Origin of the sequence: Bifidobacterium subtile, assembly GCF_000741775.1 — a bacterium.
GTDB classification, from domain to species: domain Bacteria; phylum Actinomycetota; class Actinomycetes; order Actinomycetales; family Bifidobacteriaceae; genus Bifidobacterium; species Bifidobacterium subtile.
The window spans coordinates 373,591-396,609 of record NZ_JGZR01000003.1 but is presented as its reverse complement, the minus strand read 5'-3'; the positions used below and the strand labels follow the sequence as shown (position 1 = coordinate 396,609).

The 23,019-nt window shown below is 52.1% G+C and carries 18 protein-coding genes and 1 tRNA gene; 7 read left to right on the top strand and 12 right to left on the bottom strand.

The genetic code is table 11. The features are described from left to right. The first annotated feature begins 650 nt into the window (after positions 1-650). Positions 651-1,604, top strand: coding sequence for a tRNA (guanosine(46)-N7)-methyltransferase TrmB (trmB, locus tag BISU_RS03460; protein WP_226839089.1), 954 nt, complete (start codon positions 651-653; stop codon positions 1,602-1,604). 157 nt (positions 1,605-1,761) lie between these two features. On the opposite strand, the gene BISU_RS03455 is transcribed toward trmB, so the two are convergent. The 8 genes from BISU_RS03455 to BISU_RS03420 form a co-directional block, all read right to left on the bottom strand. Then, a tRNA-Glu gene (locus BISU_RS03455) sits at positions 1,762-1,833 on the bottom strand. Between the two features lie 169 nt (positions 1,834-2,002). Further along, positions 2,003-2,377 (bottom strand): RidA family protein, encoded by a 375-nt coding sequence (locus BISU_RS03450; RefSeq protein WP_024462604.1) that lies wholly within the window; start codon positions 2,375-2,377, stop codon positions 2,003-2,005. A gap of 108 nt (positions 2,378-2,485) precedes the next feature. Then, positions 2,486-3,316 (bottom strand): amino acid ABC transporter ATP-binding protein, encoded by an 831-nt coding sequence (locus tag BISU_RS03445; protein ID WP_264298187.1) that lies wholly within the window; start codon positions 3,314-3,316, stop codon positions 2,486-2,488. 45 nt (positions 3,317-3,361) lie between these two features. Next, positions 3,362-4,222 (bottom strand): substrate-binding periplasmic protein, encoded by an 861-nt coding sequence (locus tag BISU_RS03440; RefSeq protein ID WP_081672582.1) that lies wholly within the window; start codon positions 4,220-4,222, stop codon positions 3,362-3,364. A 116-nt stretch (positions 4,223-4,338) separates the two neighbouring features. Further along, the gene (locus BISU_RS03435) at positions 4,339-4,995 is read right to left on the bottom strand and encodes an amino acid ABC transporter permease (RefSeq protein ID WP_024462607.1); all 657 of its coding nucleotides are present in this window, start codon (positions 4,993-4,995) and stop codon (positions 4,339-4,341) included. Continuing rightward, a complete protein-coding gene (locus BISU_RS03430; RefSeq protein ID WP_024462608.1) occupies positions 4,988-5,635 on the bottom strand; it encodes an amino acid ABC transporter permease in 648 nt (215 codons plus the stop codon). The genes BISU_RS03435 and BISU_RS03430 overlap by 8 nt, the downstream gene beginning before the upstream one ends. 44 nt (positions 5,636-5,679) lie before the next feature. Further along, positions 5,680-6,714: a C-terminal binding protein gene (locus BISU_RS03425; protein ID WP_024462609.1), complete on the bottom strand. Its 1,035-nt coding sequence runs from the start codon at positions 6,712-6,714 to the stop codon at positions 5,680-5,682. A 55-nt stretch (positions 6,715-6,769) separates the two neighbouring features. After that, positions 6,770-8,059, bottom strand: coding sequence for an aspartate aminotransferase family protein (locus BISU_RS03420; protein ID WP_024462610.1), 1,290 nt, complete (start codon positions 8,057-8,059; stop codon positions 6,770-6,772). 145 nt (positions 8,060-8,204) lie between these two features. On the opposite strand from BISU_RS03420, the gene BISU_RS03415 reads away from it, so the two are divergent. The 4 genes from BISU_RS03415 (at position 8,205) to BISU_RS12450 (ending at position 14,081) form a co-directional block, all read left to right on the top strand. Further along, on the top strand, positions 8,205-9,968 hold the full coding sequence (locus BISU_RS03415; protein WP_024462611.1) for a PucR family transcriptional regulator: 1,764 nt from the start codon (positions 8,205-8,207) through the stop codon (positions 9,966-9,968). Between the two features lie 623 nt (positions 9,969-10,591). Continuing rightward, positions 10,592-11,962 carry an FAD-dependent oxidoreductase gene (locus BISU_RS03410; protein ID WP_024462612.1) on the top strand — a complete coding sequence of 457 codons (1,371 nt, stop codon included), beginning with the start codon at positions 10,592-10,594 and terminating at the stop codon, positions 11,960-11,962. Between the two features lie 318 nt (positions 11,963-12,280). Beyond that, positions 12,281-13,219, top strand: coding sequence for a restriction endonuclease (locus tag BISU_RS03405; RefSeq protein WP_024462613.1), 939 nt, complete (start codon positions 12,281-12,283; stop codon positions 13,217-13,219). Between the two features lie 85 nt (positions 13,220-13,304). Continuing rightward, positions 13,305-14,081 (top strand): DUF6602 domain-containing protein, encoded by a 777-nt coding sequence (locus BISU_RS12450; RefSeq protein ID WP_152599254.1) that lies wholly within the window; start codon positions 13,305-13,307, stop codon positions 14,079-14,081. A 214-nt stretch (positions 14,082-14,295) separates the two neighbouring features. Here the strand turns inward: BISU_RS12450 and BISU_RS12445 are convergent, their stop codons facing one another. From BISU_RS12445 to BISU_RS03385, 4 genes are read right to left on the bottom strand one after another with little or no spacing between them, the layout of a single operon-like run. Then, on the bottom strand, positions 14,296-15,006 hold the full coding sequence (locus BISU_RS12445) for a hypothetical protein (protein WP_152599252.1): 711 nt from the start codon (positions 15,004-15,006) through the stop codon (positions 14,296-14,298). A 4-nt stretch (positions 15,007-15,010) separates the two neighbouring features. Beyond that, entirely contained in the window at positions 15,011-17,515 is a 2,505-nt protein-coding gene (locus tag BISU_RS03395) for a GIY-YIG nuclease family protein (protein ID WP_024462616.1), read from the bottom strand. Then, positions 17,512-19,050 (bottom strand): Eco57I restriction-modification methylase domain-containing protein, encoded by a 1,539-nt coding sequence (locus BISU_RS12780; RefSeq protein WP_024462617.1) that lies wholly within the window; start codon positions 19,048-19,050, stop codon positions 17,512-17,514. Before BISU_RS12780 ends, BISU_RS03395 begins: the two co-directional genes overlap by 4 nt. Beyond that, on the bottom strand, positions 19,043-19,702 hold the full coding sequence (locus BISU_RS03385) for a hypothetical protein (RefSeq protein ID WP_024462618.1): 660 nt from the start codon (positions 19,700-19,702) through the stop codon (positions 19,043-19,045). The genes BISU_RS12780 and BISU_RS03385 overlap by 8 nt, the downstream gene beginning before the upstream one ends. Positions 19,703-19,860: 158 nt before the next feature. Here BISU_RS03385 and BISU_RS11940 point away from each other — a divergent pair, with 158 nt between their 5' ends. Together BISU_RS11940 and BISU_RS03380 are read left to right on the top strand one after the other, a co-directional pair. After that, positions 19,861-20,793 (top strand): DUF2806 domain-containing protein, encoded by a 933-nt coding sequence (locus BISU_RS11940; protein ID WP_081672583.1) that lies wholly within the window; start codon positions 19,861-19,863, stop codon positions 20,791-20,793. 468 nt (positions 20,794-21,261) lie between these two features. Then, positions 21,262-22,773, top strand: a complete 1,512-nt coding sequence (locus BISU_RS03380) for a hypothetical protein (protein WP_152599250.1) — start codon at positions 21,262-21,264, stop codon at positions 22,771-22,773. Positions 22,774-23,019: the final 246 nt, after the last annotated feature.

Sequence of the window (23,019 nt, the reverse complement as noted above, 5' to 3'; positions counted from 1 at the left end):
CCTTCCTTGATGATAAGCGATAATGTCGGGTGGTGGCCATACTGATGCAAACAGACCAGCCGCTGCAGCATTTGTTCACTTATGCTCTATTTTGTTACTTTATATACACTCTGACTATAGCACGGAAACCGTCCGTGCAAAAGCCAATCCAACCGTAGCCCAGCTCTTGGATTGAGCGGGCACTGCCATTTTTGGGAAGGGCTGGTGTTGGGTCATTGGAACTTTGGGACTATGTCTTAAACATGACATTAACCGGGTTGTAGTGTCGCATTCAAGACAGGGCTGCCCGGGCTGCCCCTTTCGTGACGCTAACTGGGGGTCAGCGTCACGTTTGGGGCATCATCGAGAAGGCAAGGCCCCTTTCGTGACGGTGAAGCGCGGATTAGCGGTACACAAGGGGCGTGACCGTCTGCGTGGCACGTTTATACGGCACCGTCTACGCGGTGCCTCTCTGCTCAGGCTCCCTACGCGGTGCCCCCGTGACTCTTTGCGACGCGGTTGCGGCGTATTCGGTCAAGGGACTGTCTGCTGCGCTCGGCGCATCCATGTTTCCGCGACGCTCTTCTACCGATGCCTACGAGCCAATGGATGCTGTCGCTGAAGCCGATTGGGTAGAAGCCGCTCCAGCGCTTCCTCTATAAATGGACGGTATGAGTGAATCGGGAATGGGCGGCGAATCCGGCGTGGCGAACGCAGCGAACAGCAAGGCTGATGCAACCGGTGCGAATGACGCTGCCGACGTTGCGGAAGCCGGGCTTGACGACGCAGCCGGCGCGTTGGTGCGCATTGGGTTAACGACCTCGGGTGAAGCGGCACAGCATTTTCCCGCCCGCCCGGTGCTGTCCTTCGTGCGCCGCTCGGGACGGCTTGACGACCGGCTGCAGCGGGCGTGGGACGCTTATCATGACCGTTATCTGCTTGATGTCAACAAGGCTCCCGGCTCGCTATCGATGCGTGCCGGGCTGCGCATCGATGAGGAGTTCGTACGAGGGAGCTGGGGCAATGCGCATCCGCTGATTGTCGAAATCGGCACGGGGCAGGGCGAGAACGTCGTCGCCGCGGCGCAAGCAAGTCCGGAGGCCAATTTCTTGGCGCTTGAGGTCTATGACCCCGGCGTGGCGCACACGATGCTGCTCGCGGGCAAGCGTGATCTAGGCAATCTGCGTATTGCTCAGGTCAATGCCCCGGAGTTTTTCGAAGCGACGGAAGATGGCCTGGTCGGCGAAGTCTGGACGTTCTTCCCCGATCCCTGGCCTAAGATGCGCCACCACAAGCGCCGCATCGTGCAGGATGAGCTGGCTGCGCAGATTCATCGCACGCTGGCCGCCGGGGGCGTGTGGCGCATCGCCACCGACATCGAGGATTACGCGCTGCATGTGCACGAGGTCATGGATGACCGCACGGACTTCGAAAACTTGGGAGGCGTCACAGTCAGTCTGCCGCTCGAACATGTCGGCAAGGGCAACGCCGACGAAGCCGTGAGCCTGCCGCATGCCGAATTTGCCGAGTCGCCAAGATTCGAGGGCCGTGTGCTGACCAATTTCGAGAAGAAAGGCATCACAGCAGGCCGTGTAATCCATGATTTCGCGTATCGGGCGGTGTGACGAGTAGAGTCGTTACGGTCGGATGTCAAAGCAAAAAATGTCTGGGTTTATAGAGAGGGATATAGATATGCTCAAGAATAATTGGCGGGGTTTGCCATCAATTACAGCCATCGGTACTCATTCTCGGCGGAAGGGCACATATTCTGTGCCTGCAAAGTACCCCCTGAGAGAGTCGAACTCTCGTTGTCAGATTGAAAGTCTGGTGTCCTAACCGTTAGACGAAGGGGGCTAACAAACTCGCCTATCTTACATAATTGCGCAGCCGGGCGCAAGACGGCGTGTTGTCGGCTTGCGCCCGGCTGACTTATTTGTTTTCAAAGCTGAAATTATGTTGGTGAATGCGATATCGTTAGCCGCAGTCGCAGGAACTGCGCAATACGTATCTCATCCGAAGTGGTTCAACCAATGACTGCGGCGCGCACCACCATTTCGATTGTGTATCCGGGCAACTTGGCACCTACCGTTGCGCGCGGTGGATAAGGAGCTGGAAACATGCCCATATACACGTCATTGAAGGCATCGTAGTCGCGTTCAATGTCATCGAGAAAAACCTGTACTTGAAGCACATGATGGAGATTCGAGCCTGCTTGGTGCAGAATATCCTGTAGTAGTTCTATCGATAGACGTGTCTGCTCGGCTATGCCTTTTCCTCGGATTTTGCCTGTATCAGGGTCGTGTGGTGTGCATCCCGACGTGAAAATAAGTCCATTCGCAACGGTGGCGTGACTATAGGCAGCAACTGTATTGCCTACGGTGATTGTCTGTATGTCCATAATATGAGCCTTTCGTGTTTTGTTATACATAGCCAGTGGCTATTGCGTCGGTGCTGCAATTCAGGCAAACCGCCGTTCGCATTTGCATCAAACGATCCATCCGGGGAGTTAACGGTCGATTACTGCTTTGAGGAAACGCTTGGTTCGTTCTTGCTGTGGATTCGACATCACAGCATCGGGATTGCCTTCCTCAAGAATGCTGCCCTCGGCCATGACCACCAGATGATCGCCTATTTCGCGGGCAAAGCGCATCTCATGGGTGACTACCAGCATCGTCATGCCACTGCTGGCTACATCTTGCATGACATTGAGTATGTCGAGTCCTACCTCAGGATCCAACGCAGAGGTCGGCTCATCAAACAACATGATTTTGGGTTCGAGCGCAAGAGCCCGGGCTATTGCCACCCGTTGCTGCTGTCCTCCGGATAGTTGCGTGGGTCGGGCGTTCGCTCGATTCGCCAAACCGACCTTGTTGAGCAGATCCATCGCTACCTCCTTGCTGTCGGCGGCGGAACGGGCTAACACTTTCTGTTCGGGGAAAACGATGTTCTCCAATACGCTCATGTTCGGAAACAGATTAAATGTCTGAAACACCATGCCGACGTTGCGTCGCAGCTGCACCATATCGGACCCCGATATTCTTCTGCCCGCCTCGATGTACTGACCGGCAATCCACATATTGCCTGAGTCAGGCTGTTCGAGCAGGTTGATGCAGCGCAGAAAAGTGCTTTTCCCAGCCCCAGACGGGCCTATAATAGAGCACACTTCTCCCTGATGCACGCGTAGTGAAACGTCAGAGAACACCGTGTTTTCGCCAAAGCGTTTCGACAAGGATGCTATTTCCAGAATCAGTTCATTTTCATGTTGCGTTTGCGTTGCCATAGCTGTTTTCTCCTGCATGAACTGTGCAAAATATGGGTGACGGAACGTGTCCGTCACCCGATGAATATAGGTGTATGTATAGGGGGGGGGGGGGGGCGAGACTTATATAAGTGGCCTGCTTGTTATCTTCGTGGCGCTGGTGTCCATGCCTAGATCGGAGAAGATCTTCGCTAGCGTTCCTTTTGATCGCAGCGTGCCAATATCGGCATTCAATGCCTTGCCGAGGTCTTCGTTCGTCTTGGTGTATGGGATGCCCGCTTGGACTCCGTTAATGGTTGAGTCGACTCGTTTATCCTTTTGCGCAACTTTAGACTGGTAATCCTTACCTTTAGAATAGGCGACAGCGGTGGCATACGAATCAAATCCAGCAGCAATACGGCCGGATTCGAGGTCCTGTCTCATCTCGACATTTGACGAGTATATGGTCAGATTGTCTCCCCATATTTTCTTGGTATCGTCAAGCCACAGATATCCATCCACGGTACCTACCTTCTTCGATTCAAGAGAGGCAAGTGAGCTGGCACCCGTTTTGGAGACAATACCCAATTGGTCGGCATACATGGCGTCGGACATGCCGACGACCTGCGCTCGTTCCTTGGTACGATAGAAATCACCGATGGCGATGTCCGCACGCCCTGACTGGACTGCGGGTATGGCTTCGGCGAAGGCTACCTGAGAATAGGAAACACTCAGGCATTCCATCTTCGCGATACTGCTGACGATGGAGGGGTCGATGCCTGTCGCCTTGTTGTTCTTGTAGCTGGTGAATGGGGGCAGCTCGGGGATTGCCACGGTCAGTGTTCCCTTGGTGATTGTGCTGAAATCATGCGCCGGTTTACAGCTCGAAGACGATGCTCCGGAGCCTGATGGCGAGCCACATGCTGCCATCGTGCCAATCATCAATGTGACGACCGCAGCGGCCAATATCGGGTGCATTGGATTTTTCATTGTTCCTCGTTTCATCGTGATTACAATGTTTGGAAAATAGGACTCAAAGCAATATGCGAAGCCACAATGGCGTCGTTTGTATGTGTCGGAAACCTCCTTTCCCAGTGGTGTGCGCGGCTGTGATTTGGCGGCTACAGTGCAATGGCGTGCTCAAGTTTGCCAATCAGCCAGGCGCATAGTCCTGAAACAATCGCGTAGATAAGTCCTGCCAGGGCAAAAACCGCCAAATATTGAAATGTTCGCAGCCCCAACGAGTAGGAGACGCCAGTAAGCTCTCGCAGCGTGATGTTGTAAGTTAACGAAGTCATCTGGAACAGCTGTATGGAATAGCCTAGGAGAGCTGGGATGGCTATGCGCATGCCTTGCGGAATGACGATTCTGCGGTAGATGTCACTGTGTCTGAGATCCAGTGCGAGTCCAGCTTCAATCTGTGCATGCGGTACTGAGCCGAGGCCTGACCTGATGTATTCGCAGGAATACGCTGCAGTCGTGATGACGAGTCCGATGACCGCCGAAACGAATGCCGTGAAGGTCAGCCCGGCGCGCGGCAACCCGTAGTAGATAATATAGAGGGTAACCAGCGCCGGCGTGCCGCGCCCTATCTCCACCAGCACGTAGCAGGCCCACCGCAGTACACGCAGACGACTTCCCGACCCCAAGGCAAGAACCAGTCCTAAGGGCATACCAATCACGATGACAACGATGGTGAGAAGCAGACTGAGTCTGACACCTTTCATCATCTCGGGGAATACTGCGATCCATACGCTTACCCATGATGTTTCACTCATTGACGCCCCCTGGTGTTCGGTGCTCCATGCTGCGCGTCAGTACCGCTATGGGAACGCTGACGAGTATGTAAAACACAGCGGCCACAAAGAACGGCGTGACCCCGGCTTGCGATGACTGGCGGGATACTAAACTCGCCTGAAATGCCATCTCTGCCACGCCGATGGCGGAAGCTAGCGTAGAATCCTTGAGCAGCCCGATGAAATATGTGGTCAGAGATGGCGTCATGGTGGATATCACCTGTGGGAAAATGACCCTGCGATATCGCGTCGTGTATCCCAGCCCCAACGCGGACGCTGCCTCGAACTGGCCATGCGGAATGGCTTGAAACCCTGAACGGAAAATTTCTGACAGATATCCCATAGAGACGATGGTCAATCCTAGGATTCCTGCCTGTAACGAGGTCAGTTTAAGCGTGCCTATCCGCACTCCGAAGTACAGCATCATCAGCCACACGAGTGGAGGTACTCCGCGTTCGACCCACACAAGAAAGCGAGCCAACCCACGCAGCAGTGGCATATTGGACACGCTCGCTAAGGCAAGAGGAATGCCGAATATGAAACCGAGCAGGAATGCGCTTGCAGAGAGCAGCAGAGTAAGTGGTAGGCCCATAAGAACCGGAATAACAATGGTATCAAGCATTGTTTTTTCTCCTCTCTATATGATTGCTCAACGAACAAACGTTTTCATGACTGTTTTTTCGTGTGCGCATCCAGCCAGTCATGATTGACCAGATAACGCGGAGGTTTATCTTCTATCAGGAGGTCCACCATTCCGCGCAAGGTCATTTCCCTAGCTTGATAGAATGATTCCTGAGATAGGAAGGCCGCGTGGGGATTGATGACGACGTTGCTCAGCCCTTTTAATTCGGACTGCTCACTATCTTCATCTTCAATGACATCGACTGCGGCGCCGGCGATGCGTCCTTCTTTGAGCGCCGCTACAAGCGCCTGCTCATCCACAACACCGCCTCGTGCGGTATTAATCAGGAAGGCACCTGGACGCATTAGACTGAGTTCACGTTCGGAAATTAAGTGATGTGTTTCTTTAATGAGTGGCGTGTGCAAAGACACGAAATCGGACTGTTCAAGCAGCTCATCAAGGGTGTCTACTTTGTCAACGCCTGCGGCAGCTAGAATCTCGGCAGTTTTGGTAGGCGCGAAGGCGATGACGTTCATTCCAAGGGATTTGAGCACAGGAGCCATCAGCCTAGGTATGCCGCCAAAGAAAACCAGTCCCACCGTGCGGCCGCGCAGGCGGTGAGGCATTGGGCCGTCCAGAGGCTCCCATGCTCCAGCGCGCACATCGCGATCATAGAATGTAATATTACGGGCCAGATCGATGATCATCCCGACAGCGGTGGTGGCAACTTCCTCTTGACAGAAACCTGGCGAATTCGTGACCGCTATGCCATGACGGGTAGCGGCAGGTTTATCGACCATATCGGTGCCGATTGATTGCAGCCCAATCACCTTCAGTGTGGGTAAATGGTCCATGACGTTATCGGTGATAGTGAAGTACTCCGTCACGACGCCGTCACTGCCGCGCACAGCATCGATGAAATCATCATCATGCTGCGTCGCGGTAGTGGCTTCGCGGATCACAATGCGTTGGGAGAGTCCCCATTGCTTCAGCAGGTTGTTCTCATATTCGAGTCCGCCGGAAATGTTGAAATAGGTGATGACAGATTGCCTCGTTTCCTCTTCTGCGACAGTGGCCATGATTTCCTCCTTGGTAGTTGTGAGCGGTGGCTGTGCGTGACAATCGTGAGCGTATCTAATCGTTCTGTTCGGCGACTGCGATGCTTTCGTCGAGGATTGCTATACCTTCGTCGATAATGTTTTGAGTAACGTTCAGCGGTGTGGCCATGCGCATGCCGTTTCCTCGCACGCCGCAGGAGAGCGTAAGCATGTGCCGCTTCAATGCTTGGGAGCGCGTAATTTCTACCAGATCACCGCCCGGGCGGCCGTCGCTATGATTAAGTTCGATGGCCAGCATGAGGCCCAGGCCGCGTACATCGGAGACAATCGGGTACTTCGCCTGTAGGCTTTCCAACTTATTGCGCAGATAGACTCCTTGGGCATTGACATTGTCCAGAATGCTCGATTGTTCGAATTCATCGAGCACTGCCAACCCAGCAGCTCCCATAACCGGATTGCCGCCGAAGGTTCCTCCATGCATGCCAGGATGCCACTCGTTCATAATTGCCTCGGTACTGACCACAGCGCTTGCAGGAATGCCTCCGGCGATGGCTTTGCCTAAAGTCATGATGTCGGGAGTCACGCCGAAATGCTCAGATGCGAACATGGTGCCAGTGCGGCCGTATCCGGCCTGAATTTCGTCGAAAATGAGCATGATGCCGTGTTGGCTGCACAGTTCGCGCAATCCTTGCATGAAGGATACGGGCGGTACTACATAGCCGCCTTCGCCTTGAACGGGTTCCACTAGAATCGCAGCGGTCTCGTCCGGGGCGCAAATGTAGTCGAAGATGTGCTGGATATCGTCTATGCACCAGGCGCTGCGCTGCTCTTCATCGTATCCTGCTGGGCATTGATCGACCGACGGATATGCTGCGAAGTGGATGCCGCCGACCAAAGGTTCTGTTGATTTGCGGTATTTCGAGTTGGATGCTGTTACTGAGGTAGCGCCCATCGTGCGTCCATGAAATGATCCTTTGAATGCGATGATGCCAGGTCTTTTGGTATATGCGCGGGCGAGTTTAAGGGCACCGTCGGTGGCTTCCGCTCCTCCATTTGAGAAGAACACGCTTGATAGCTCGCCGGGAGCCAGCTGCGCAATGCGCTTAGCGAGTTTAAGAGTGGTCGGATAGTTAACCATATTGAAAGATGCCGTAGTGAGCTTGCGCACTTGCTTGGTTATGGCTTCTACGACCGTGGGGTAACTATGCCCGAGCGCGTTCACTGCGATTCCTTGAACCCAGTCCAGATAACGGTCACCGTCCTCGGTCCATACGTAGCTCCCGCTTCCGCGTTCAATGACGAGATCAGTTGTTTTCGCCAGAGCAGGAGAAAGATATTGCTTGTATTCGTTGTATGTGACAGCCATTGGCATGAGCGTCCTTTCTGAGAAGTATTCGTTCCAAGCTGATGTATGTCATCGTGCCGTCCTTTTCTCGCGCGCACAATGGACGTAATAGCCATGTAAAATCGAATTCATGGACTGGAAACCAAGGGAATAACATACTGGTTACATGTCGCTTACCGTACAAGAACTCTTACAGATCGATGCATTGCATTTACGTCCGATGACAGATACGGATGTTCATGCTTTGGAACACCACATTGTGTGGGTACATCAAAGCGAGATCATGGATTCCCGCGCGTTCTCCGAGCCAGGGGAGATTCTCCTGACTGTCGGGCTGAACCTGCCAAAGGAGCGGAACAAAGATCCGCAAGGCAATCATTCTGTGGATACGCATCAATACCAGCTACTGTGCGAGGAGTATGTCCGCGGTATGTACGAGGCGGGAGTGCTTGCATGTGGGTTCGGCACTGGCATCAAACATGATACGGTACCGGTGCCGCTTATTGAAGCGGCACGTCACAATGAGCTTCCGCTGTTCGAAGTACCTTTGGAGATTCCTTTTCAATCGATAGAGAAGGAGGTGTACCGCTCGATTGTCGATGATGAGTATGCGACGATACGTGCCACCTATTCGGCGCAGCGGCGGCTGATTGCAGCGGCGAACAGCGAGTATCCCATACACTCTGTTATTTTGAAAACCGCCGAATCAGTAGGAGGATGGGCGGCGTTCCTTGCTGCCAACGGCGATGTGATTGACAGCTCGCACATCGCGCCACGTGGATTGGCGCGCAATCTTGGATTGGAATTCATCGCACGATGCGCTATGGAGCCGAATCCGCGATATCGGCCGAAAACCATGTTTTTCCTTCGTGATGGGCTGGACTGCTGCATCTGTGAAGTTTTTAGCGAGCAGCAGGAGATATTTGGATTTGTCGTTGCTGGAATACCGCGCTCTGATAAATCGGATATGACTCTGCGGTCAGTTGCCACTGTTGCTGCAGAGATACTGTCGGTGAGTATGCCGCAGCAGCAGTCGCAAAGCGGACGGATCGACCATCTGCGTTCGATTGTGCTCAGTCATGCGGCGCATGGGCACGCCGACATCGTCATACAGATGGCTCGGGATTTATGGGGCGGCATACCAGCCGAACCGGTGGAAGTCCACCATATACCGGACATCGGGCAGAACGAGCCGTCGATACGTTCCCTCTGTTCCATGCTTTCTTCGCGGGTCGATACCATTCGAGGAACCTCCAGCCAAGGATATGCTCCCCACGGCGTCATATTCGGCTATTACGATTCCGGATTCTGGATGCTGTGCAACCCCTCGGATCGAAGTGTTGTCCAAGAAGCTGTTATTGCTACCACCAAAGACCTGAATCGCACCATTGGACGGTCAACGCCACGGCCCTGGACCGAGCTCGATAGGGCCTTTGATGAGGCGCGGGTTTCCTCGCGGCTGGGGGAGTTTGCAAATGCGACAACGCTCGGCACTGTGCGTCGCAATGTCGATTCTGGCAGCGAGGCGTCCGGGCGACTCCCCACAGTCATGGAGATGGAGCGAATAGCAACGCTGAACCAGCTCGATTTGGTGGAGCCCTGTATCGCGGATGCCTATGCCGATGCGCTGTTGCAGCCATTGACAGACGCGGGTTCAAAAAGCAGGCATACACGGCAAGTACTGCTTGACACGCTTGAGATGCTCGTCGAGTGTTCCTTCAATCTGGCGCGATGCGCAACCCGTATAGGAGTGCATCATCACACGGTAGAGAATCGCGTGGTGAAAATACAGCAATTGCTGGGCGTCAATCTCACAGATATGGATGATATGACGCGCGTGTGGTTCGCTGTCAATGCTCTGAAGCGCCGAAATGCCAGGGCTGTGGAGACTTTTGAACATGAGAATGGCGCTTCTGGCTCATACTTGTAGTTTTTCATATTCACATCGGTCTTGCTGATCGCACGGTTGTTTTTTGTGTTCGCCACAGTCTCGACTGCATCGCAGGAACGGCACGCCCGACAATGGCGTTGCAGCAGCGTGTGAGACCACGGCGGCGCAGCCATCCAATGCTCCCGATGGCCGTGTCAAGGGCTTTCGCTTATGGAAGAAACGAAATTGCGTCGGCTGGCGTGGCGTGGAAGTCGAGTGCAGGCTTTCATGAATCAGCGCAAGGCCGCGGACAAGCATCCAGCGAGCCCGTGGGACATCGTCAAGCCATTCTCGCATTGACTAATGCGAAACTTTGGCTACCGTGAAAGGTGTGACAATTACTCTGGAATCATCGCATTGATTCGGTGATTTGTCACGGGATAATACAACATAGTGCGCAGCCGATGACGGTATGTTTCCGGCTGCATGAACAGATATGGCTGCGGGCGACGGCGCTTGCCCGTTGCAGTAGTCTGTGCGCAAAGCGGTCCCTGCCTGCGGTGCCTGCGACGGCTGGAGCTGAGAGAGTCATAGCAGAGTCATGTCAGGCAAATAGCAGAAATAGCAGATGCATGACATACAAATCAAACAGAGAAAATACAACAATAGGAGAGGCTCTCATAATGAGCGAACCGAAGAAGATCATCGTTGTCGGGTCATCGCATGGCGGGTACGAGGCTGTGCAGCAGGTGCTGCAGGATGCTCCGGACGCCGAGATCCAATGGTATGAGAAGGGATCGTTCCTGTCCTTCCTTTCGTGTGGCATGCAGCTGTATCTTGAGGGAGACGTCAAGGATGTCAATTCGGTCAGGTACGCCACCGAGGAGGGTGAAAGCGCCAAAGGCGTGCATGTGTTCACGCAGCAGGAGGTTGTTTCGGTGGCGGCGGCGCGGCACAACGTGCATGTCGTCGACCACGCCACAGGGGACGAGCGCGACGAGTCCTATGACAAGCTCATCCTCAGCCCGGGCGCAGTGCCGGCCAGCATCCCCGTCGAGGGCAGTGATCTGGCGAATATCTATGCGATGCGCGGCCGGGATTGGGCCATCAAGCTCAAAGCGGCCACGGTCAGTCCGGACATCAACGACGTGGTGATCATCGGCGCTGGGTACATCGGCATCGAGGCCGCCGAGGTGTTCGCCAAGGCAGGCAAGCGCGTCACCGTCATCGAGATGCAGCCCAGAGTGCTGGCCGCATACCTGGACGCCGAGTTCACCGATATCCTCGCCGACACGCTCAGCGAGCACGGCATCACGCCGGCCACCGGTCAGTGCGTGCAGCGTTTCGAGGGCGTTGACGGCAAGATTGCGCGAGTCGTCACCGATAAGGCCACGTACCCGGCGGATCTGGTCATCGAATCGGCCGGCGTGCGCGCCAACACCGACTGGCTTGACGGCGTGGTGGAGCGCGACGGGCATGGATTGATTGTTGTGGACGATCATCAAGCGACAAGCGCGGCCGATATATATGCGGTCGGCGACGCCACCGAGGTCCGCTTCGCCCCGACCGGCGGCAAGGCGCATATCGCGCTGGCCACCAACGCACGCAGGCAAGGCAGAATTGCCGCGCGAAACGCGCTCGGCGAAGACATATCGTTCACCCCGGTATCCGGCTCGTCGGCGCTGTCCGTGTTCGACTACAAGTTCGCCTCCACCGGCATCAAGGAAAGCACGGCCTCGGATTACGGCGTCACCGCGAAATCCGTCTTCGTCGGTGACCTCTACCGCCCGCCGTTCGTTCCTGACAGCGCAGGCAACGCCCCCGTGTACTTCAAGCTGACCTACGCGCCCGAAGACGGCCGCGTGCTCGGCGCCCAGATCATGAGCACCCAGAACACCACCGCCAACATCAACGCGATCGCGCTCGCCATCCAGCTGCACGCCACCGTGCAAGATCTCGCCTACGCCGACTTCTTCTTCCAGCCCGGTCTCAACCGCCCTTGGAACATCATCAATGTCGCCGCGCAGCAGGCGGCGCGGGGGATTGGGAGGTGAGAGGGACCTCCGATACGATGTCGCTTTGCATCGTGTGCAGAGGAAATGACGCCGTGAAGTAGCAGACGCGTGTATACGCAAATATCTAGGATATACAAATACTGTTGCCGTGCTGCGCCACTGGAACTGGGTCTACGTTATCTCCGGTTAGGTGACGCTGCGCGGCGTTTTGTTTGGCGTTCTGACATCATGTTTTGCAGAGCATTTGGGCTGTATTTACCGTCTATACCTGGGATGGCTGAGTGGGAGTAAAGTGAGCATCAGCTGCGAAAATCAGGCAGGTGAGGCTTGGGCGAATGTGGAGTTGGAGGCTGCAAAATGAATGCGATCCCGTCGTGGGAGGATTTCAATGTCTTTGTGTTAAGGGCTTTAGATTCTGGCGCTGTTTTCGCCTTACGTGATTTACGCAGGGCGGTTTTGTCCCTTGCGCAGCTCGATGCTGAGCAGCGTTCGGTCGCGCTGGCTAGTGGCGATTCAATGGCTGAGAACAGGATCGGCTGGTCGATTTCGTACCTGAATCGTGTCGACGCCATAGATCGTCCTGCACGCGCGCAGTATTGCATCACCGAAAGGGGCCGGGATTTACTGCGTTCGCATCCTCAGGGAATCGCGGAAAGGGACCTGCGAGTGCTCGCGAAACCAGATGACCGGTGGTGGGTAACGAAGAAATCGACGGGAACGTTCGGCGATGTCGGCGACGCTGATGCTGGCGACAATGCCGTGGAAACCGACACGGATACGCACCTCGATCCCACCGAACAAATACAGCAGGGCATCGCACGCATCAATGATGAAGTATCAGCGGCCTTGCTGTCGCGATTGCAAGGAAAAGAGCCTGCGTTCTTCGAGAAGACTGTCGTCGATCTTCTTCTAGCGATGGGCTACGGCGGCGCTCATGGCAAGGGCACGGTCACGCAGCTGACCAATGACGGTGGCATCGACGGGATCATTGATCAGGATGCTCTCGGCCTGAACCAGATCTTCGTGCAGGCAAAACGATATTTGCAGTCGAACACTGTTGGACGGTCCGAGGTCCAAGGTTTCGTCGGAGCATTGAGCGGGAAAGCGGATCGCGGTCTGTTCATCACGACCAACACCTTCTCAAAAGGTGCGGTCGAATATGCGCGCAACGTGCCCACTCGGGTCATACTCATTGACGGGCATCAACTCACCCAGCTCATGATCAAATACGAAGTCGGCGTCCAGGTGACGCATACGTATCGGGTCGTCGGGATTGATGAGGATTTCTTTGTGTGAGAGGCTGCATCGGTTTTCGCGGATGGTAACCGTATCCGGAGAACTGTAGCCTTGGAATTTGCATCGTTCAGTGTATTCTCGAATCATGACAACATTGGTTGATATCATGACTGCTGTTTCTAGACAGCTTACTGGTTCGATGGAGGCTAGTAGGCAGAGCTTCGAACATCATCTCACTAAAGGTGAGGCTGTGGAAAATGCTGTACGTAAGTTTCTTCGCGATCATTTGCCTGATTCTATTGGTATCGCACATGGACAAGTTATTGATCGACATGGTTCGATGAGTAAACAGCTTGACGTGATTCTGTACGATGCACAGCGAACTCCAATTCTGTTTTCTGATGAAGCTGATGAGAACCGCATTATTCCAGTCGAAGGTGTAATCGCGGCAATTGAAGCGAAGACGAAATTGCAACTTAGTGATATTCCAACTTTGGCTGAAAGTGCAAGAATATTAAAATCGTTAGATCGATCTGCCTATTACATAGAGGAGTCGCTCATACAGCATGTTACCTATGCTTATGGAAAGGAGTGGAATGCGTTCCCTCCATTATATTTTATCGTGGCATTTGATGGTCCAATTTTAGAAAATCTTTCAGGAGAGTTGAATGCTGCGAATGTTGGCATTCCGATTCACCAGCGCATTGATATGAGCTGTGTTCTTCAGCGTGGGATTGTGGCAAATTCTGATTCCAACGGATCAGGTATTGACGCTTTGCCGTCACCGGATTCGATTCTCAGGGTATGCGAAACGAAGAACTCGCTCTTGTTATTTTATATTCTCATGTCACGCTATGTCCTTCAGGCAAATGTGCCTCCAATATCGATTCAGAGCTATCTTCCATCGGAATTCATATTCTGAAATATCGATGTTCTGAATCTTCTTCTGGCTATCTTGAATAGACGTGATCAGGTTTGTAGTGTTTAATTCAGAAGTTAAGATAACTGAAAATTATGAAGAGGAGAAGGCTGAATGCACCATGCGGCGAATAGAATTGCCCCACACGGTTTAGCGCGATCTGAATTTGGAGAGTCTGCAGCGTCCTATCTTTTCCAAGAGTAAACTGCTCACAACGTTAAACATCAGATTTTCCTTGTGCGGTTGTATATGAGCTGTCGGTAACATTCATGGATGATAGACAGACTTGTTCAGGCGAATCCCTTTCAATGCGTGAATAGTCCGGTACATAAACTTCTTTGTCGAACATATCTTCGCAAATGTCATAAAGCTTATGGATAAAACCTTCCAGCTCTGCTACATCAGTTGAAATCGCAACTAGGTTTGCAAAGTCATGACCACGAACATTGATCCATTTCTGATAGTCGCCATGCATAAGTGTTCCATAGAGGTTTTCGGACACAAGATGATGGACAGTATTATATTCCTGTTCTTTGCCGGTATGATCAGGTATCCGATCTTTGCCTCCAAGTGCATCAGGGTATTGCCGAAGGAACGAATCTTCTATCTCTTCTATGATTGTGCTCCAATGGTGGCATTGCTGACTTTCTGAATCAGCAGATTCATCTAGTATTGTCTGCATTGCTGTTGTTATTTTGTCGAGGCGTAGTTCTTCCCTCGAAGCCCAATATTTGCGTAGCAAACTTGCCCGAATGCAGTATTTTGCAACATCTGGATTGCTCCATACATCCAAGGGAGGGAGATTCGCGGGTATGGCTTGCTGCGTCTTTAAAGGAATCACTTCCATGAAGCTGTCATATTGCAATACTGATTCATGAAAATGAATCAGTAGCTCCTGATTAGAAGGGTGCTTGCTTAAATTACTCACGAAACTACATCTCCTCGAACTCTTGCATGGGCACGGCGGTATCGAAGAGCCCGACATGGGTATCGTTTTCGTGCTTGTCGATGCCGGCGTATGAGAGGCTGTCGTCCTCGTAACGTTTGAATTTGTATACGGCATCGTTCATGCGTGCACCATTGAAGACATTGAGACTGAGGAGCAGATCGAAATCGTCCTTGGTGAGACCGGTGACCTTCTTGAACAGGTCTGGTTCGAGTTTGGTGATGACATCCTTAAGCGTTTGCTCGCGGTAATCAGTCAAATACATGAAGATCGGGATTTTGGTCGCGAACTTGATTAGTTTCTCTTGGACTTGCTTGCGTAAGCTCTTGGTTTCCTTCTCGTCCTCGCTGAGCTGTTTCTTTTCAGCAGTCGAGGGCTTTTCGTCTTTGCCTTTTATCTCTTTGATTTCGTCAGATTTGTTGATGATCTTTTCGAGATCGTCATTGAGTTTGCGGAAGCCCTCGATGCTCATCAGCGCATCCATTGCCCGGTCATTGTTCATCAGTTTGCGCAGAGTCAGGTCGTCGACGTTGACCAGCAGAGCACTCTCCCAGCGTTTGGCCAGCAAAGTCGCCGAAGTGCCAGCAGATGCGATGTCGAGTACATCAGTAGCGTCCACTCGTCTCATGCTGCTGCCGTCGTAAGCGAGAACGGGCAGGAAATGGATAAATTCACCTACGCTTTGTTCTGGTGATGCCGTGTCATCGGGATGCAAGGAGCAGCTATAGTCGGCTATCTGGCGAAGTGCACGAGTCGGTGCAAAATCGAACACATAGCATTCCTGCTTGAGAATCTCTTGATCATTAGGATGCATACCGTCTGGATTGTCTATCGCCCATGGTGATTGGACGCGGAACGCCGCTTGGAAATATGTTTCCGGACTTTTCAGATTCCGCAGCATCAGGATACCAGTCCACGGCTTTACAGTCACTCCTGTGGTCAGTTTGCCACATGACAGAGTGATGGTTTTGGATTCAAGTGGTTTTGCCATCGACTTGCGAATAGGCTCCAACGCTTCCAACCCGATGCCCGCAGCAGAACCGGCGGCAACATTCACTGTGTAATCGTGAAAGAACGCATTCTGCTGCTCATTGAGCAGATTCCTCATCGCATAGCATGATGAGACCGAAGGCAAGAACCAGAAGGTGTGCAACAGGATATTCTTCAGCCGTGAATCGCCATACGGCATGGGTGGTTTTGTTGCGCCAAGCTTAAGCTCGTCCACCGTGGTTTCGGCAAAACCACCGCGCAGTAAGTCGATCCATTTTTGTACTTCGCTGCGATGTTTGAAATGGGCTTCATCGCCATCGCCTTCAGCATGGAAGAACTCATTGAGATCGAACTCGTTGAATTCGCCTCCAGAGGCTATTTCACGAATCTGATCGGGCATCTGATATGTCATCAGTACCATTCGCGGCAACGACGCATATGGATTAGAACCGTTCGAAGCGTCCCATTGCTCTTTCGCCTGCTGCTCGTCAGAATAGGTCCAATTGAAGATTTGCTCCTCGATGAATTCTCCATTAGCAATGGCGCGAAAAGGTGTGCCTGAGAGGAATAGATATGCCCCTGTAGTGATAGGAAGAAAATCAGTGTCACCTTGGGCGAAGCTTTCATCGATGATCTGGGCGACGCTGTTCATGTTGTCATTTTGCTCACGACTGTCTTCTTGCTCAAACAACTCCCTCGCGCTGTCCCGCCATGCTCCGAAATGGTATTCATCGAAGATGACCAAGTCCCAGTTGATCTCGTGAACCCATTCGTTACGGGCCTTGATACCTCCTGCTGCGTTCTTGCCTAAATAATCCTGGAATGAACCAAAGCATACGATAGGGCGTGATTTATCTGCTGTCTCGTATGCCAGCATTGTCTCGCGCGAGATGAATTGCCAACCTTCAAAATCCTTATGGGATTCAAGATCATCACGCCACGAATTCTCCACTGCTGGTTTGAAGGTCAGCACCAGTATCCGCTTGTAGCCCTCTGCCTTGGCTAATTCGTAGCTGGTGAACGTCTTACCAAAACGCATTTTCGCGTTCCATAGGAAACGCGGCGGCTCATTGAGATTATCTTGCCTGAATCGGTTGAAATAATCCCTTGTTTTCTCCACAGCGTCGCGTTGCTCGGGGCGCATGATGAAACTTTGTGTTCGCCGCGTCATCGAGTCACGATTTTCCCGCACGGCTGCTATCGCAGCCTTCACATCATCGATCGAGCAAACAAACCATTCACCGCCCATACGAGTAAATTGCTGGCTAAGCAATTGGTGCACAGGATGGTCATCGAATGTGGAGCCATCGTCACGCATTGCGCTCTCCTCAAGCACAATTGTGAATGGTACTTGTGCAGTCTTTGTCTGCTCTGCGATACGTGCTCGCACATCACGAGTTGTATATCCGACCTTCAACTGGCCTTGGTGATGGCTATCGTCAATTGCATACGCATAGATCTCTGGCTCTGTGTCGGGGCGTAGTGGAAAGAAACTATTCATAGTAGTTCAACTCGATCCGTGTTCGAAATCCGAGAATCCATGTAGTCCCATTCTTCATCTGTTATTCTGAATTTCTTTATTAGTTCCTCGTCTGTATAAATATGATCATATTTTTCTAAGTCAGGGACAAAAAGAAAGCGTCGCTTAGTCACATCTTGTGATGTAACGGCCTGCAATAATAAAAATCGCGAAAATTTGCTAAAGAGATATGACTTAAAACTGACTACCTGTTCCTCTGTTTCTGCAGAATAAGCTACCAAGAAAGATTCAGTGCAGCATGTTCCAGGCGGAACAATTGCCGTGTTCTGATCTGAGTAGAATTTAACGGCTTTGGAAAAATCGGTTTGCCCAGCAATTGGCGAGCGAGGAACGAGCAGTTTCCACTTGTTCAATAAACGAAACTGATCACTTACATCAGTGGGGTTGGCGAAGCCCTCGCCTATTCTCTGGATGAAATGGCACGGAACACCTGTTTTTTGTGACTTGTAGAATGTTCGAAGACCAAATGGTTTAGACGACGATACAACTTCATCCAAATAGCGTCCGGAATGTTCTGAGCGTACCTTTCGAATAATGTCAACAGCCTTATTATCGCGAACGAACACTTGAAACTCATCTAGAAAACGAATGGCTTTTGTCTCTTTGTCATCTCTAACATTGGTGATCTCACAGCTCCCTGTATTATCACGATCCCAAAGAAAATAGCAGGCGCCTCCGGCTAAATCGACACCCGGAAATATGTCTTTGAAACTTTCATAATCTGTCAATGCTCGAACATGCTTATCTGAAAGCATCTCTATCCTAAAATCATCTAGCCCGCGACCGCCAGAAAACCAACGCGAAGGGATAATCATGGAGAGATATCGAGGATTCAGTTTTTTCGCCTGACGTACGAATTTCTGGTAAATAGGGGCAGCGCTTTTGCCGAATCCACCGTCGCTGAGCTGATAAGGTGGATTGCCGACGATGACATCGAACTGCATATTATCGAAGATCCTCTCGGGATTATAGGTGTGAATGAATTCGTAGGTATAGCTTTCCAAATCACTGCTGCGGTCGTATTGCTCTTTGCTGGCCCCGCAGTAGATGCAATTCTTGCCGTCCCACATGTGTTGTCCTGCTTTGTAGTGAATATGCCCGTCACCGCTGCGGAATGAATCGGCGATGGAGTACTCGCCATTTGCCTTCTTCGAGCAATACAGCGTACGACGTGACAGCAGTGCAGTCAGTTCGGTGATGGCAATTCCCCACACTTGGTAGTTCAGGATATGGTCGATTCGCTCCTGAAGATCAGGAATTTCATCTTCCAATCCTTGCAGAAGACGTTTCGTTATCTCGCGAAGGAATACTCCCGTCTTGCTAACCGGGTCGAGGAATGTAGCCGAACTATCATGCCAAATATCCTTGGGCAGCATATCCAACACCTGATTGGCAAGTTGCGGTGAGGTGAATACCTCGTCGTTGGATAGGTTCGCCAAGCAGGACAACACATCCGGGTTGTATGACTTGTTACCGAGATTTAAACCGCTACTCATGCTTGGCTACCTCCAAAAAACTTGCCAAAGGATACTCCTTGACCGGTGTGGGGATGGCTTTGCGTGCATCCTCGCTATCAACTTCCAGATTTACAACCATATCGAATGTCGGCGCATCAGTTGATGCATTCAACATGGAATCGAAGGTGTAGTCACGTCGTTTGACTTTGCCTCCTGACACAAGAGACCATTCGGGAAACACGATGGGATTGCCGTTATTAGTTGTCAGGGTAAGAGCGTCACCGCACAAGATATTTTCGTTTAGCAAATAACGTACTGACTCGCGGAACTCTGTTCTGCAGTCGTCCTTAAATTTGCGCGTATAAGCCTTATCGACAAGCCTGAATAGGCGGTCGCGGCATTCCTCGACATTGTCTTGCATGATATCAACGCCGTAAATTGACGAAACCGCCACGAACGCATATCGCTCGTAATCAAACTGGCTCCTGCCATAGCGTTTGCTGACTGCAGCCAGTTTGCGGCGAAGCACTTCCGAAAGAAAATTACCGTCTCCGCAGGCCGGTTCGAGGAAACGGCTGTCAATGCGCTCTGTTTCCTGCTTCACCAGATCGAGCATCGCGTTGACCTCGCGTTCGTTAGTGAACACTTCGCCGTGCTCCTCAACGCGTTGCCTCGACTTGACCTGTGCCACCTAGCACCTCCTTAACAAGGTTCCATAATACGTTTTGGCTGGGAAGATGGGGTTGGACGGTGCGGGGCGGCGCAGATGATGGATGTGTATCGAGGAATCGAGTTCTTCTTAGGTACAGCATTTCGTCGTTGTTCGTAGAAATAGATATAGTTACACGTATGGATCCTGCGACTGGACAAATTTTGAAATATGGAGCGGACGCCACTGTCAAAGGTGCGGGCGTCCTGAATAAGTTATTCCCAGAAATCGCCATGGGCAGTAATAGAAGGGGCGCTAAACGCGATTTAAAACAACTGACAAAGTTACTGAGCGATGTCGATTCAAACAAGGACCTATCCGATGAAGAAAAAGCCTTACTCCGGTATTCACTCTATAAGAATCTAGGGCATATTGATAACTTAGAAAGTATTGTCAGTGGTTCGGTTCCACTTATAAAGGATTCAGAGAAATCCGAGCAAGTGGATTCTGACTGGATAGATGATTTTGAAGACAAAGCCGGCCGTTGCAGCGATCCAGAGTTGCAGAAACTATGGTCGCAAATTCTTGCAGGAGAAGTCAACTCTCCGACAACATTTCCGAGGAGACTGCTTACGATTCTTTCCACGCTCGACAAGACCGAGGCGGAATCGTTCAAGACACTATGCGCATATAGTGCACGTCAATACGATATAAATCATCCGGAAGATGCTAGCCATGTGGTTTATATCTTCTTGAATCAAGATGAGGATGGCACCTACAATAATGGTAATTTCACTGTAGATCAAGCTGAAAATCTCGTCGAAGCTGGTCTTTTGAGCGCAAGCGCATGGCATATCATCCGTACGCCCCTTAATTCAATACGAACTTTAGCTACTTCTGCTGAAATGATCACGATTATGAACCAAGGGGGAGAGAACAGAGATGTTGCTCCGGCTAACTACATGCTTACGAAGGCCGGAATAGCATTGGCAACTCTGTGTGATTTAGGCAACGCCCAGGACTTCCATGCGGTTTTAAGAGCTTCGATTCCTTCGGAATTATCAGTGAGTGTGACACCATTGCAACCAATAAGTGAAGAACAAAATAGCAGACAGCCCCTGATCTATTTGTAAGAAGTAGGTACACGAAACTACAAAATATAGGACATGTTTTGAGACATATATACGATATTTCGTAGATAGATACGAAGTTCATGGATTCAGCTACGAAATATATCTGACATTCTTGTATTTTGTGAGTATATAAATCCGGAATACAGGTGCGTTTAAGGGACTCTTTGGATGGTAGGAATATGCTGCCTCCAGACCATTGATTCTTTTCATTAATCGTATCTGATAAGAATATAATCTGTTCAGAAAAGATTATTGAAAAGAATGGCCTGCGGAATTTGGAAGTTTGTGTGCGCAGGGACGAGTGATGCCGACACTGAATTCAAGTTATCCACATATCCACATTTTCCACGAGGCGAGTTGCGCCAACCCCGCCTAGCTGTCACCGTTGATGCACGAGGCGCGCACCGAGCAGCGCCGACGACACGATAAATCGGCAATGGCGACGAATCGGGAATGTGGAGAGTAGCGATGACTGGGTTTTCTGTGGACACGATGGAGTTTCTTCAGACCGTCAATCAGTTGGAGCGGCGCTTTGAGGAGGTGACCTCGCCGGGGGCATTGCGCAAGGCTATGGCAGAGCCGGAAACATACGATCCGGTGGACCATCGGCTCTATGTGCTGGCGCATGATGTATTCGCCGATACGGGCTGGGCGATGACGATTATGGTGGCGGCAGCATCCTTCGACGGTGCGCTCGTCGGGCAGCGCAAGGAGTTCATTCAGGGCTGCTCTTCCGTCGTGCGCACATACGGGATCAACGTATGGCTCTACGGTCTGGTCAACGGTTCCACGGTGGCTATGTTCACTGGCGAACCTTCGGAGAACACGCCGATATATATCCAGACGATCCATCGCAGCGAACTGGTCAAACGCTGCCGCCTCAAAGGGCCAAAACGGTTCGGGTCGAAGCGCAATCAGCAGAAGGTGATCAGGGAGCATTGCCGACAAATGCACAAGCTCGCGGCGTATACGCTGATGCGTTGGAGCGATGGCAGCGATCCATACATCGACGCTGCCTTGATGCTGCTGCATGAGCCCGCCATCGGCATGTGCATGCTGCGCGAGGATCCCAAGGTGCTGGAAATGGGTGCCGCGCCGGACATGAATTTCCGGCGGGTGGTGGCGGCTTTGGCGAAACTTCAGGTTCGGGCGAATGAGGAGTTCGCGCGTGAATTGTCTGGTGGTTTAGAAAATGTGTCGGAAAGCGTGTCGAAAGATGCGCTGAACGCTGGGTCGAAAATTGCGTCGGCGGCTGCGTCGAAAGCTGCTCCAAAATCTGGGCTGAAAACTGGGCAGGAAACCGCTCAGGACGACACGCGGGACGATACTCAGGAAACCGTGCCAGACCACGCTGACTATTACAAGGATCCGGCGTACGCGCAGGCCAGTGTGCGCTACCTTTATGACGCGCGGCATGCGATTGCGGGATATCGCGAGTTGTGGGACCGCACTACGCCTGACGCCGCCAAAGTGCTGGTGGCGATTGAGCAAGGGGAGGAGGGTAGAGAGAAGTATGATGCGGGAACGGCAGCTGACGACGACTCGGTGTGGCACAATGTGGTGCATCTGCGCGAGGTATCCCGGTCGCTGCTGGGCGCGGACAATGCGTGTGAGCTGATCGAAGGGTTCAATGAGCGCAACGTCGCGCGCTTCGACGAAGGCGTGGCGCTGCTTGAGAGCATGGCGGAAATCGTCGAGATGGAAGGCTTGCCGATGCTGCCTATAGTCATGCTTGACGAGCAGGATGGCTACGTGGGGAAGCAGTCGGGCGGATCGGCGAAAAGCGCTGACGACAAGCGGCGGAAAGTCTCCGAAATTGGCGAATTCCTCGCGGGGATAGTGCTTGCGCGCTTTCCTCGTGGCGATGTGGCGAAGCAGTGCACGCTGGCGTTGCTTGATGGCGAAATCGTCCAGTATGCGAAAGCGCTGCGACCGATGCTGCGAGATGATATCGAGGAGATGGCGTCAGCTCTGGTTTGACGGGGCAGCAAGAAACGGTATTGATACAGTCGCAGCAGCCTATCAAGTATCGATCTATTTCGACATTGACCGTGGAATAAGCGGCAATGTCGAAATAGATCGATACTTCTCTATCGCTTGGTCCGGCAGAGACGTCGAGGCTGCCGCTGCATGACAGTGGTCTCTGAGATGTATTCGCTGTATGTGCTGCTTTCTTCGGAAGGCTGTGCGGAAGTCCGTTTGGAAACGTTGACCATGCTTTCGGCG

Excerpts from the sequence above, each read along its gene's own strand:
- trmB (WP_226839089.1), top strand. The coding sequence starts at position 651 with ATGAGTGAATCGGGAATGGGCGGCGAATCCGGCGTGGCGAACGCAGCG.
- BISU_RS03450 (WP_024462604.1), bottom strand. The coding sequence starts at position 2,377 with ATGGACATACAGACAATCACCGTAGGCAATACAGTTGCTGCCTATAGT.
- BISU_RS03440 (WP_081672582.1), bottom strand. The coding sequence starts at position 4,222 with ATGAAACGAGGAACAATGAAAAATCCAATGCACCCGATATTGGCCGCT.
- BISU_RS03435 (WP_024462607.1), bottom strand. The coding sequence starts at position 4,995 with ATGAGTGAAACATCATGGGTAAGCGTATGGATCGCAGTATTCCCCGAG.
- BISU_RS03430 (WP_024462608.1), bottom strand. The coding sequence starts at position 5,635 with ATGCTTGATACCATTGTTATTCCGGTTCTTATGGGCCTACCACTTACT.
- BISU_RS03425 (WP_024462609.1), bottom strand. The coding sequence starts at position 6,714 with ATGGCCACTGTCGCAGAAGAGGAAACGAGGCAATCTGTCATCACCTAT.
- BISU_RS03420 (WP_024462610.1), bottom strand. The coding sequence starts at position 8,059 with ATGGCTGTCACATACAACGAATACAAGCAATATCTTTCTCCTGCTCTG.
- BISU_RS03415 (WP_024462611.1), top strand. The coding sequence starts at position 8,205 with ATGTCGCTTACCGTACAAGAACTCTTACAGATCGATGCATTGCATTTA.
- BISU_RS03410 (WP_024462612.1), top strand. The coding sequence starts at position 10,592 with ATGAGCGAACCGAAGAAGATCATCGTTGTCGGGTCATCGCATGGCGGG.
- BISU_RS03405 (WP_024462613.1), top strand. The coding sequence starts at position 12,281 with ATGAATGCGATCCCGTCGTGGGAGGATTTCAATGTCTTTGTGTTAAGG.
- BISU_RS12450 (WP_152599254.1), top strand. The coding sequence starts at position 13,305 with ATGACAACATTGGTTGATATCATGACTGCTGTTTCTAGACAGCTTACT.
- BISU_RS03395 (WP_024462616.1), bottom strand. The coding sequence starts at position 17,515 with ATGAATAGTTTCTTTCCACTACGCCCCGACACAGAGCCAGAGATCTAT.
- BISU_RS12780 (WP_024462617.1), bottom strand. The coding sequence starts at position 19,050 with ATGAGTAGCGGTTTAAATCTCGGTAACAAGTCATACAACCCGGATGTG.
- BISU_RS11940 (WP_081672583.1), top strand. The coding sequence starts at position 19,861 with ATGGATCCTGCGACTGGACAAATTTTGAAATATGGAGCGGACGCCACT.
- BISU_RS03380 (WP_152599250.1), top strand. The coding sequence starts at position 21,262 with ATGACTGGGTTTTCTGTGGACACGATGGAGTTTCTTCAGACCGTCAAT.